This window comes from Symplocastrum torsivum (assembly GCF_059505465.1).
This window is the reverse complement of the sequence record NZ_JCACKQ010000045.1, coordinates 193,592-205,908: the sequence shown is the minus strand read 5'-3', so window position 1 is coordinate 205,908 and position 12,317 is coordinate 193,592. Positions and strand designations below refer to the sequence as shown.

The 12,317-nt window shown below is 45.9% G+C and carries 10 protein-coding genes and 1 pseudogene; 6 read left to right on the top strand and 5 right to left on the bottom strand.

Annotated features, from left to right (window positions below; all coding sequences use genetic code 11):
- Positions 1 to 4: 4 nt before the first annotated feature.
- Positions 5 to 253: an Hfq-related RNA-binding protein gene (locus tag AC5JL3_RS14610; protein WP_192217173.1), complete on the bottom strand. Its 249-nt coding sequence runs from the start codon at positions 251 to 253 to the stop codon at positions 5 to 7.
- Between the two features lie 35 nt (positions 254 to 288).
- Between AC5JL3_RS14610 and dapF the strand changes: the two genes are divergently transcribed.
- From dapF to AC5JL3_RS14595, 3 genes are all read left to right on the top strand, one after another.
- A complete protein-coding gene (dapF, locus tag AC5JL3_RS14605) occupies positions 289 to 1,152 on the top strand; it encodes a diaminopimelate epimerase (protein ID WP_496075163.1) in 864 nt (287 codons plus the stop codon).
- Positions 1,153 to 1,757: 605 nt separating this feature from the next.
- On the top strand, positions 1,758 to 3,266 hold the full coding sequence (locus AC5JL3_RS14600; protein WP_496075162.1) for a SulP family inorganic anion transporter: 1,509 nt from the start codon (positions 1,758 to 1,760) through the stop codon (positions 3,264 to 3,266).
- Between the two features lie 226 nt (positions 3,267 to 3,492).
- Positions 3,493 to 4,080 carry a hypothetical protein gene (locus tag AC5JL3_RS14595; protein WP_496075161.1) on the top strand — a complete coding sequence of 196 codons (588 nt, stop codon included), beginning with the start codon at positions 3,493 to 3,495 and terminating at the stop codon, positions 4,078 to 4,080.
- 43 nt (positions 4,081 to 4,123) lie between these two features.
- On the opposite strand, the gene AC5JL3_RS14590 is transcribed toward AC5JL3_RS14595, so the two are convergent.
- Positions 4,124 to 5,023: a DMT family transporter gene (locus AC5JL3_RS14590; protein ID WP_496075160.1), complete on the bottom strand. Its 900-nt coding sequence runs from the start codon at positions 5,021 to 5,023 to the stop codon at positions 4,124 to 4,126.
- 78 nt (positions 5,024 to 5,101) lie between these two features.
- Between AC5JL3_RS14590 and AC5JL3_RS14585 the strand changes: the two genes are divergently transcribed.
- Both AC5JL3_RS14585 and AC5JL3_RS14580 read left to right on the top strand, forming a co-directional pair.
- On the top strand, positions 5,102 to 5,689 hold the full coding sequence (locus AC5JL3_RS14585) for a nucleotide-binding protein (protein ID WP_496075159.1): 588 nt from the start codon (positions 5,102 to 5,104) through the stop codon (positions 5,687 to 5,689).
- Positions 5,690 to 5,767: 78 nt separating this feature from the next.
- Entirely contained in the window at positions 5,768 to 7,096 is a 1,329-nt protein-coding gene (locus tag AC5JL3_RS14580; protein WP_496075158.1) for a dihydroorotase, read from the top strand.
- Positions 7,097 to 7,259: 163 nt separating this feature from the next.
- Here the strand turns inward: AC5JL3_RS14580 and lepB are convergent, their stop codons facing one another.
- The gene (gene lepB, locus AC5JL3_RS14575) at positions 7,260 to 7,937 is read right to left on the bottom strand and encodes a signal peptidase I (RefSeq protein ID WP_496075157.1); all 678 of its coding nucleotides are present in this window, start codon (positions 7,935 to 7,937) and stop codon (positions 7,260 to 7,262) included.
- Between the two features lie 371 nt (positions 7,938 to 8,308).
- Here lepB and AC5JL3_RS14570 point away from each other — a divergent pair.
- Positions 8,309 to 8,527 (top strand): annotated as a pseudogene (locus tag AC5JL3_RS14570) (amidohydrolase family protein); the annotation flags it as partial.
- Between the two features lie 233 nt (positions 8,528 to 8,760).
- On the opposite strand, the gene secA reads toward AC5JL3_RS14570, so the two are convergent.
- Both secA and AC5JL3_RS14560 read right to left on the bottom strand, forming a co-directional pair.
- Positions 8,761 to 11,553 carry a preprotein translocase subunit SecA gene (gene secA / locus AC5JL3_RS14565; protein WP_496075156.1) on the bottom strand — a complete coding sequence of 931 codons (2,793 nt, stop codon included), beginning with the start codon at positions 11,551 to 11,553 and terminating at the stop codon, positions 8,761 to 8,763.
- 164 nt (positions 11,554 to 11,717) lie between these two features.
- Positions 11,718 to 11,966: a hypothetical protein gene (locus AC5JL3_RS14560; protein ID WP_496075155.1), complete on the bottom strand. Its 249-nt coding sequence runs from the start codon at positions 11,964 to 11,966 to the stop codon at positions 11,718 to 11,720.
- Positions 11,967 to 12,317: the final 351 nt, after the last annotated feature.

Here is a 12,317-nt window from a genome sequence, read left to right as displayed (position 1 = left end):
TTAGTTACTCAATTGTTTGTAGAGCGCGGCTCCCATAGTCCCCATTTTGTGGCTTGATATAAGCAATGGCATGACGCCAAACAACCATTGGCTGACCATCGGACGAGTTGAGACAGATACAGTGCTGATCTTGCCAACGAATCTGACCGAGTAGCACATCTTGGGTAAGAAGTTTGATCTCTACCTCTTGTCCCTCTTTTATGAAGCCTTGAATTTGACGAAAGCTGGGTAGACCCGGATCGAATTCAGCCATGCAGCAAATCCTTAAGTAAGTGGAGGTATATATCTATGGAAATCGAATTTACAAAGTACCACGGTCTGGGTAATGACTTCATTCTGATTGATAATCGCGTCACTACCGAACCCGTTATTACGTCAGAGCAAGCGATAAAATTATGCGATCGCCATTTTGGTATTGGTGCTGATGGTGTCATCTTCGCCCTACCAGGACAAGACGGCACGGACTACGCAATGCGGATTTTTAACTCCGATGGCTCTGAGCCAGAAATGTGTGGTAATGGCATTCGCTGTTTAGCGCAGTTTCTCTCGGATTTAGAGAGGGCTGATGCCAAAACTCATGGCACCTCTGATGCGCCAAAGGCACAATATCATATTCATACCCTAGGGGGGGTGATGACGCTCAAACTCGAAAGCAATGGTAGAGTTAGGGTCGATATGGGGCTACCCCAACTGAGTGCTGCCGAAATTCCCACAACTCTAGCGGCGGCTGAACACAAGGTTATCAATACCCCAATTGAAGCAGCAGGGCAATCCTGGCAAGTTACCTGTGTCAGTATGGGTAATCCTCACTGCATTACCTTTGTTGAGGATGTTGCCACTATTCCTTTAGAAGCCATCGGTCCTCAGTTTGAGCATCATCCAGCTTTCCCGCAGCGGACAAATACAGAATTTATTCAAGTGGTACGCCCAGATTACTTGAAGATGCGGGTTTGGGAGCGGGGTGCTGGGATAACGCTGGCTTGTGGTACGGGAGCATGTGCTTCTGTCGTGGCGGGTGTATTGACGGGAAAAAGCGATCGCATTTGTACTGTCGAACTTCCTGGTGGCTGTCTAGAAATTGAATGGTCAGAGCAAGACCAACGACTATATATGACCGGACCCGCAGAGAAAGTATTTACTGGCAAGCTATAATTTTGCCGCTCTAGCCCTACTAAGGGATTTTCAAGAAATAAATTATCCAATCTTGTCTTGTGGGTCAGGCGTCTCGCCTGCCATTTAAATTAGGGCAGGCAAGATGCCACCCCACAAAAAATACCTGGATATTTTTTTATTTGGACTCCTTAATAAAGTAGAGACGCAATTAATTGCGTCTCTACTAGTGCAGCACGGCGGAAATAACTATCCCGTTAAAAAAGGTTGAAAAGCTTACTGTGCAAGCCATAGTCTTTCTGCCCTGGAGCCTCCTATTTTCTGCCTTCTTGCACTAGGCAGTGCTAAATAGGGAGGGAGTTTCCGCTTTCTACTTAGCTATTCTTATTATTAGAATTTTCTAACTATCAACGTCCAATTTTTTGGCTGTTTCTTTATTGAGTATTAATGCTTTTATGAAGCCTATAGGAAGTAAAAGTAACATTAAACACTCAAGAAAAAATTCTTCATCATAATTTTACATTTGTTCAAATACCATAAAGAATTTATCAAGATATTCATAGGTATCAAATTATTCTTGAAATCAAGCTTAGTACTGGTTAAAAATGAGTTAACTTAGACAGATTTGTTGTCAATCAGGAGTAATTATGTCTTTCATTAAAGCTAGATCTCAACCCTTCAAAATGAAAAGAGGTCGAAAATGGAAGCTGAAAGCTATTAAGCTCCCAAGATTTACCACTATTCAAACCGAGATTTTGGCTGGGATAACGGTAGCACTTGCACTGATTCCTGAATCTCTAGCCTTCGCTGCTATTGTCAAGATAAATCCGATGGTAGCGCTATATACCTCTTTTTGTATGGCGACGGTTATTTCTATCACTGGTGGTCGTCCGGCAATGGTTTCCGCCGCAACTGGCTCGATGGCGTTACTCATGACAACTTTGGTCGCCAAGCATGGAATTGAATATTTATTTGCCGCTACTATCCTAACTGGAATTATTCAATTTTTAATGGGGGTTTTAAAATTAGGGCGATTTTTTACGTTTATCCCACCATCAGTAATTGCTGGATTTGTTAATGCCTTAGCTATTTTAATTTTTACTGCTCAATTACAACAATTTGTCGGAGAGCCTTGGCAAATGTATGTAATGGTAGCTGCTACCTTGGCAATTGTTTATCTATTTCCTCGTATAAATAAGAGTATACCTTCTCCTTTAGTTGCCATTGTTGTTATGACGATTGTGGCAATGGTGACAGGACTAGATGTTCAACGAGTGGGAGACATCGGAGAAATCACTCGCGCTTTACCGATATTTCACTTCCCGAACATAGACTTTTCCCTGAAAACCCTTGCAATTATTTTGCCTTATTCATTACCTTTGGCGATTGTGGGTATTTTAGAATCTCTGTTAACGGCAGATCTTGTAGACGAGTTGACAGACACAAAAAGTTCTAAAAATAAAGAAGTTAAAGGTCAAGGTATAGCCAATATTGTTACAGGTTTCTTTGGTGGGATGGCTGGCTGTGGGATGGTAGGACAATCGATCATTAATGTGCGATCGGGTGCAAGAAGCCGCTTCTCTACATTTGTGGCTGGAGTCTTCCTTCTCTTCTCGATCATGATTTTGAAAGATGTTGTTGTACAAATCCCAATGGCGGCTCTTATCGGTGTGATGATTATGGTGGCAATCGAAACCTTTGACTGGAAATCCCTAAAGCATTTGCAAAAAATGCCAGTCAGTGAAGCCTTGATTATGCCTCTGACTGTGGCTGTTGTCGTCTGGACTCATGACCTTGCTAAAGGAGTTTTAGCAGGTGTTATTCTTAGCACTTTAATTTTTGGCTGGAAACTTGCTCAGATTAAAACAACAACATCGGTAGAGAGTAATGGAGCCAAACTATATAAAATATCAGGTCAACTGTTCTTCGGCTCAATGACGCACTTTATAGAGTTGTTTAACTACAATCAAGACCCTGAAAAAATCATTATTGACTTTAGCAACTCTCACCTGTGGGATCATTCCGCTGTAACGGCAGTTTCAAAGGTAGTTCAGAAATACCGGAAGCTCAATAAGAAGGTCATGATCGTTGGGTTGAATGAAGAGAGCCAGTTATTCATGCATAAAGTAGGGCTTACTGAGCTTTTATTACAATAAGCTGTTACGCATCTTTAGATGCTGACTAGTAACGTTTTTAGAAAACTATAGCCTGCATCCCATGCCTTAAACGGTTGGATGTGGGCTAAAACATTTTTTTGAGCTACCACAGGCTATTCCTATCATCAGTAATATGGCTTTGTGGCTATCTAGTTAAGAACACAGGTAGTGCAAGACGAAGCGATCGCTCTTTTACCCTAAAGCGACCAAACCCATTGGTAAAAACATGAATGATGGATTTCCCCAAACTTCTGTAATTATTTGCCCTGGTGTTCACGACGCGCAGTTGACACAAAGCTTTTTAGCAGAGTTAAATAGCGACAACACTAACACTGTATCCAAGCACTGGTTTCAGAACGTTTTGATTTTTCCCACTCAAGACTATCCTGCTTATTCTGCTATTCATATCTTGGAATTTTTGCAGCGTTGTACGGGTTCAATGACTCCACCTGTAATTTTTATCAGCTTCAGTGCTGGTGTTGCTGGTGCGATTGGTGCTGCGCTGGGGTGGCAGACGTTGGGAGGGAAGGTTAAAGCATTTATCGCTTTTGATGGCTGGGGTGTTCCTCTGTATGGTGATTTTCCGATTCACCGTATTAGCCATGATTATTTCACGCACTGGAGTTCAGCCCTTTTGGGTGCTGGGAAGGAGAATTTTTATGCTGATCCAGCCGTTGAGCATTTGGATTTGTGGCGATCGCCAAATTCTAGCAAAGGTTGGTGGGTTCATCCTGCTACGAATGATGTACCAGAACAGCGAACCTTCACAACGGCGGCTGAGTTCGTTAACCATCTGTTGCGGCGTTATCTGTAGACTACGAAATTAGCGATCGCTAAATTTTGAGACAAGCGAAAAACTAGAGAAGCGCTTGATGCTGCTGTCTTGCTAACTGAATAGAGTTGCAAGCCAACGCTACAACGATAAGAACAATTGCTACAGATTCATTGAGTCCGGGTTTCTCTCCCAGTTGTACCCAAGCTGCCAAGACACCAATTGCCGGAATGATCAATGTGCCTAAACCTGCTGCACCTGCCGATAATCGGCTTAAGGCATAAAGCCAGAGTAACCATGCGATCGCATTACCTGGGATGATGTTGTAGACCAAAGCAGCAATGAACGGTATAGACCACTCAATCGGTGGGGTAGGGACAACCAAAGCAACTAAGATTAGGGGAATGCTACCAAACAGCATTTGCCACGCGGTAAGAGAAAGCAAATCCAATGATGCTTGCTGATGCAGTTTCTTGGCAACAATCACACTCAGTGCCCAAGTGATACCTGATAGAAGGGCAAGTCCTTTACTCATCAAGTCACTCGTCAGGTTAAATGGCATCAGCATGAACAGCAATCCAGCTAACGCTAAACCAACACCAAGCCACTGCAACCCTCGTAATCGTTCTCCAAGGACAATCCAAGCAAATAGAAGCACCCAAAAAGGCATGGTGTAGTTGAGTACGGCTGTTTTACCTGCGCCACCACTGACTAATGCCCACATGGATAGTCCAAGAACACCACCTGTTTGCAGGATACCGAGCAAAAACGTTCCAGCAATTGCTTTGGGTTTGAGGGGTTTATGCAACACAATCATCACCAAAAATAGACTCAATGCCCCAAAGAATGCCCGCATCGCGGCGAAGTCAAAAGGGGGAGAATACCTTAACCCCACTTTCATGACGACCCAGTTGTAGCCCCAGATCATCGCAAGTGCGACTAGGGCTAGAAGTGCATATCCCTGTGAAGGTTTTTGTTTAGACACTACTTTAAGCTCTAATCTAATATGAAATGTTTGATACGAAATCGCGTTCGTACATCGTAGTTTCTTCTGGGGTTGCAGATGATTGTCACATTAGTCAGCTTAAAAGGAGGGGTGGGGAAAACCACCTCAGCTATCCACATTGCCGCTTACCTTCAACAGAAAGGTTCAACTCTCCTCATAGATGCCGATAAAAATCGGTCGGCTTTGGTTTGGGATAGGGAAAGTCAGCTTCCCTTTAAGGTTGTTAGTGAGGCAGCTGCGCCCAGATTTATCCAACAGCACAACTACATCGTGATTGACACCCAAGCGCGTCCCTCTCCTGAAGAACTGAAGGATTTGGCGGAGGGATGCGACTTGATGATTCTTCCTAGCACCCCCAAGGCACTAGACTTAGATGCCCTTAGCAAAACGGTGGAACTCCTGGATGGGTTGAATGCTAAATTTAAAATCCTCTTGACCCAAGTCCCTCCCCGTAGTTCTGTTGCGCGTAAGATCAGGGCATCTCTACAAGAGTCGGGTTTACCAGTGTTTGATATAGAAATCCCTCGGCTGGTTGCATTTGAACGCGCACCTGTCAAGGGGATATTGGTGAAGGATTATCCTGATCCGCGATCGCAAACAGCTTGGGAAAGTTATGAAGCATTGGGTAAGGAGATTCTGCCCTAACTTTAATCAACATTTATCGCAGCTACTCACTCAACACTGCTAGGTTAAATCCATTGATGTGGTAGACGGCTAGCCCTTATGAATAGTGAACTGCTTCAACAAGTCCGGGTTTTAGACCCGGTTTCTGGAACTGACCAACTGGCTGATGTTCTGATTACTGACGGTATCATCAGGGCAGTTGAAACGGAAATCTCTGAAATACCTGCCGATACAGCGGTACGGGATTGTCAAGGACTAATTTTAGCTCCAGGGCTAGTAGACCTCTACAGCCATTCTGGAGAACCGGGATTTGAGGAACGAGAAACTTGGTTGTCACTCTTAGAAGCAGCGGCAACGGGTGGCTTTACACGGCTTGCTGTCTTACCTGATACTCTGCCGCCCTTGGATAACCCTGCTGGATTGGCGGCTTTAAATCAAAAGTTAAATCAGATTAGGCAAAAACTAAACACTCTAGAAGAGGCGGAAAAAATTGCTCCTCCTCAGTTGTCTTGTTGGGGTGCCCTGACGCTGGGAGTTGAAGGGCAACAAATGACTGAACTCGCTGAATTAGCCTTCTCTGGCGTGGTAGGCTTCGCCGATGGGCATCCGGTATCGAATCTGGCACTAATCCGGCGATCGCTAGAATATCTCCAACCTTTAGGTAAGCCAGTGGCTTTATGGGCTTCGGATCACAAACTGGCGGGTGATGGGGTGGCGCGAGAGGGTGTGCAGTCAATTCGCTTTGGCTTGCCAGGAAATCCTGGGATCGCAGAATCAGCGGCTTTAGCTGCCCTCTTGGAAGTAATCGCAGCTATCGGTACACCTGTGCATCTGATGCGTATCTCCACCTGTCGCGGTGTCCAATTAATCGAAGAAGCAAAAGCTAAGGGATTACCCGTAACAGCAAGTACTACTTGGATGCACCTGCTGTTCAACACTGAAGATTTGGGCAATTATGACCCAAATTTTCGCCTAGAACCACCTTTAGGGAATCCAGTGGATCAGGCGGAACTGATTCGAGGAGTACGGGAAGGAATTATTGATGCGATCTCAATTGACCACACCCCCTACACCTACGAAGAAAAAACCGTACCCTTTGCCGAAGCCCCATCCGGTGTAATTGGCTTAGAACTCGCTCTACCTCTGCTTTGGCACAGTTTAGTTGAGACAGGAGACTGGTCAGCCCTAGAACTCTGGCAGCGTCTTAGCACAAATCCAGCAATTTGTCTACAGGAAACTCCAGCAGCGATCGCACCTGAGGAATCGGCTGAATTGGTTCTCTTCAATCCCCAAGCAACTTGGAAAGTCGAAAGACACACCCTCAAGTCACTCTCTGCAAATACCCCTTGCTTAGGTCAACAGCTTACAGGTCGAGTTGTAAAAACTTGGTGTCCTATGAAAAAGAAGAGAGTGGGGAGTAGCAAGTAGGGAGGAAAAACTAACAAAACTTGCTTTTTTGGGGCGAGAAGCCAACTAGTAAACAAAAAACTTGGTCTTGAGTTGCACCTTGTACCGAGACGCAAGAATTTCTTATCTGGAGTGCCATCCATTTCAAGGGGGATTCCCATTCCCCATTCCCCATTCCCCCACCTCACTTAGAGGCGGCTGGATAAACTGGCGTTGTGTCCAACTCACCCATATGATTCAGCGGCCAAAATCGCACTACAGCTCGACCGATAATATTTTCACGAGGGACATAGCCCCAATAGTGACTATCACAGCTATTATTGCGGTTGTCGCCTAGGACAAGATAAGAGTTTGCAGCCACAGTAACAGGTCCAAACTGGTAGTCGGGAGCCTCTTCAATATATTTCTCCTGTAGGAGCTTATCATTGATGAAAACTTGTCTCTCCCTAACCTCGACTTTATCTCCAGGTAGCCCGATTACCCGTTTGATAAATGCATCCTTGAGCTTGGGATTTTTCTGCTCTGTCTCATCTGTAGACGAGGGATTGGCAAAATTACCTGGCTGGGGGCTTGGGAGAGCGCCGAAGCAAAGACTAGCTTCATTAGGGGGCATAAACACTACAATGTCGCCCCGTTCCGGTTTTTGGAAGTGATAACTTACCTTTTCAATTATCAGGCGGTCATTAATTTGTAATGTTGGCAGCATCGATCCTGAGGGAATGTAACGAGCTTCCGCTACGAAGCTACGAATCCCTAGGGCGAGGACACCACTCAAAACAATTGTCTTGAGTCCTTCTATCCAAGGATTTTCAGCCTGTTGTAGGGGCTGCTTTTCAGGCTCTTGATCCTGCACACGAGTCATAGCCGTTCAATCACCATAGAGTCACAAGTTGAGCGGAGGGACAAAGCAGAGAAATCGCTAATTCCCTCAAATGTAAACGAAAAGTTCTTACATTAACTGTACAAGCTTAAATAGAGTACTGAAGTACCGACGAATTCTAGCATCCTCTTATGTTTTCTGACTCCTGTCTGTTTATCCGCCATGCTCGTATTCTTTTGCCAGAGGGTGAATTTTTTGAAGGAGATATCCAAACTCGTGGTCGAGAGATTGTTCAAATTGCACCAGAAATCCCTGCCTCAGAGGCAGTTGCGGGGGATAGAGAAATAGACGCAACTGGTTTAACTTTGTTGCCTGGAGTGATTGCTCCACAGGTACACTTCCGGTCCACCGTTGCGATCGCTCCTGGCTACGATGCGGATTTAATCCTGGTAGATTTGGACAATTATCACCCTGTCTTACGAGAAGAACTCCAAACCAAATGCGGTTGGAGTCCCTTTGAAGGCTGGAATCTCACTGGATGGCCCATATATACGATTGTTGGGGGACAGGTTGTTTATGAGAAAGGGCAGCTCAATACGGCTGTACGGGGTCGAGCGTTGACGTTTAATTAAGCTGGTTGTTTGTTATTAAGTATTAAGCTGCTCCCCATCTAGGCAAACATTAGCATTGTTGACAAAAATCTTGTGGGATGGGCCGAAAAGCCCGTCCGATCATGCAAGTTATAGCCATCAGCAGTCAGCTTTCGGTCAGATCGGCTCTAGTTAAATTGACGCATTAGCAAAGTCGGCGGATGGCGTTCCTCCCTTTAGGTGGAGAGGAACGCCATCCGCCGACTTTTTGCGTCTTAAGCCGCTTGCGATTGATTTTGAGGTTGGAACTGGAACAAGGAGTAAACAACATTCCGGCGGATGTCGATCATCATCTCCAAGAACGTTTCGTATCCTTCCTGCTTGTACTCAATCAGTGGGTCTTTTTGCCCATAACCCCGTAAACCTACCGACTCACGCAGGGCATCCATTGACTGTAGATGCTCTCGCCAGAGGGTGTCGATTTGCTGCAAGATGAAGAACCGCTCAGCTTGCCGCATCAATCCTGGCTGGATTTGATCAACTTGTGCCTCTTTAAGGTCGTAGGCTTTACGGACTTCTTCATGCAAGAAGGTTTTGATATCACCGACCATCATGTCGTCTAGATGCTGTGGCTCCAAGTCTTGTAGGAGGTAGACGAATTCTTTCACCTTCTCCACCAACTGATCTAATTGCCACTCTTCCTGCGGCAGTTCTGGGTTGACGTAAGCATCGACAATATCATCCATTGTCTTTTCAGCATATTGGATGACTTGTTCTTTGAGGTCTAGCCCTTCTAGGACGCGACGGCGTTCGGCATAAATTGCCTTTCTTTGGTTGTTCATTACCTCGTCATACTCAAACACCTGTTTTCGGGTGTCGTAGTAGAAGGTTTCAACTTTTTTCTGTGCGCCTTCGAGGGAACGGGTGAGCATTTTGGATTCGATGGGCATATCCTCCTCAACGCGGAAGGCATTCATCAACCCAGCAACGCGATCGCCTCCAAAAATCCGCAACAAGTTGTCTTCTAAGCTCAAGAAAAACTTGGTGGAACCAGGGTCGCCCTGCCGTCCGGCGCGTCCCCGTAGCTGGTTGTCAATCCGGCGTGATTCGTGGCGTTCTGTACCAATGACGTGTAGACCGCCAAGCTGTACAACCTCATCATGTTCACGGGTCGTAAACCCTTCGTATTCTTCTTTAATTGCTTTATAGACACTACGCAGTTTTTGAATAACTGGGTCATTCGTTGGAGCATTCTCTGATGCAACCGCTACCTTATCCTCGGCTTCTAGTTCCGGCAAAGAGCGATCGCCATACGTTTGTCCCGCGAAGTCTACGGCACTTTTTAGCTGTTGTTCTGTGTCTCGTGAGAGTTGGGTTGGGAAAATCTGAGGACTAGCTTTCCAGGTTTTCACCTTCTTTCCTGGGGCAAATCCTTGAGCACGCGATCGCCCACTTGCTCCTGGCACCGACACTGGCGCTAAAGAATCTTCATCCTCTGGCATGACAATCTTCGGCATGAAGTATTCCCGCAACTTCAGACGTGCCATGTAGTCAGCATTACCACCCAAGATAATGTCTGTACCTCGCCCCGCCATGTTCGTCGCGATTGTTACTGCTCCTTTACGTCCAGCTTGAGCAATAATTTCTGATTCCCGTTCCACATTTTCCGGTCGGGCATTCAGTAAGTTATGTGTCACTCCTAGTTGTTGAAGTAAACCGGAAAGCAATTCAGATTTTTCTACACTTGTCGTTCCCACAAGTACCGGGCGCCCGACTTCATGCATTTGGGAACACTCTTGTGCTATTGCTTGCCACTTTGCAGGCTCGGTCTTGTAAACGACATCTGCCAAGTCCGCCCGCCCAGGCGGTCTGTTGGTGGGGATAATTGTTACTTGCAGGTTGTAGATCTTCTCAAATTCTGCTTCTTCGGTCTTGGCAGTACCCGTCATCCCCGCCAGTTTCGGATACAGCAAGAAGAAATTCTGATAGGTAATTGTTGCTAGCGTTTGAGTTTCATTTTGAATTTCCACTCGCTCCTTAGCTTCAATTGCCTGATGCAAACCGTCACTCCAACGGCGCCCTTGCAGCACCCGCCCGGTGAACTCGTCTACAATCACCACTTCGTTATTGCGAACAATGTAGTTCACATCGCTGGCAAAGAGTTCCTTCGCCTTAATTGCGTTGAAGATGTAGTGTGCCCAAGGGTCATTCGGGTCATACAAATCCTGCACTTCCAACAGCTTTTCTGCTTCAGCGAAGCCTTCATCGGTCATCAGGACGTTACGTGCCTTTTCATCGACTTCGTAGTGTTCTTCTGGATTGAGATATCGCGCAATCTCTGCCGCCTTCATGTATTTCTGAGTGGGTCGCTCTACCTGCCCAGAAATAATTAAAGGTGTCCGCGCTTCATCAATCAGTACCGAGTCCACCTCGTCAATGACGCAATAGTTAAACGGGCGTTGCACAACTTCTGCCATCGCCGTTGCCATGTTGTCGCGCAGGTAGTCGAAGCCCAACTCACTGTTGGTTGCATAGGTGATATCACAAGCGTAGTTGCGTTGTCGCTCCGCAGGCCCCATTCCGGATTGAATTAGCCCAACGCTCAATCCCAAGAAACGGTGTACCTGTCCCATCCATTCTGCGTCCCGACGGGCAAGGTAGTCGTTGACCGTGACAATGTGTACACCCTTACCATCAAGAGCATTCAGGTAAGCCGGTAACGTAGAAACCAGGGTTTTGCCTTCACCTGTTTTCATCTCAGCGATTTGCCCTTTGTGCAGGACAATACCACCCAATAACTGGACATCAAAGTGGCGCATTCCTAAAACTCGCCGTCCCGCTTCTCTCACGACAGCATAGGCTTCTGGCAACAATTCCTCTAATAGCTCTTGTCGCTCGCGATCCGTTGTCGCTTTCTCCAACCTCTGCCTAAATTCTGCCGTTTTGCCCTTTAGCTGCTCGTCCGATAGCGCTTGGATGTCTTCTTCCAGAACGTTGATGTCGGTGACATAAGGCTGGTATTTTTTAAGTTTGCGGGCGTTAGGGTCGCCTAGTAAGTTTTTTAACATAGCAGGAGAGAGACTTAATATTCGCTAAGGTCTGGGTAGAGGTTAGAGCGTCAAGACTATAGGTAGGAGCAAGGAGTTAAAAATTAAATTCAAAACTGTTTACAGTTTTTGGTTCCTAACTGCTGACCATTGAGGCACCACCCTTTGTAGGGGCATTGTTATCATCATCGTATCATTTCCGCTGAGACTAAGACGGTACGGGGATTTGGACAAAAGCTGGTGAGTTGTTCCCTACAATGTACCTTGGGTAACGGAACAACTGTGTTTTTAGCATTTTCTCTCTCGATAAGCGATCGCTTTTCTCCTACCGATTGACCGAAGGCTAGAGACTCTGCTACACAGGCAACTACGTTGAAATCTTGAAATCTTAAGCCTAGCCCCACCATCAAATATTGCCGTAGGCACAGAGCCACGGCTTTTCAATGCCATGCCAGAAAGTGCAGCCTGTGCCACTGATTATCAGCAACACAGGCAATATCACAGTTTTAGTTATTGGGAAGCATCAAGCACTCAACGGGAGTACTTGATGTGACGTTGTTAAGTCTTTGGTTGTGTAGAAGCGATCGCCTCAGGCATTCAGGCTTTAAACTGTTGCATCCAGGAAAAGGTACAAGCTATTTAACGGTGACTATACCCCCTCTGATTATGACCACAGCCTTTTCTTTTACAGTTATGGCTTGACTGTAGAGTCCTAATAAATGAAGTACACATTGAGTCTTACAGGGATATGACTTCTCTGAGTTAGCGTCAATATTTAGTTGGAT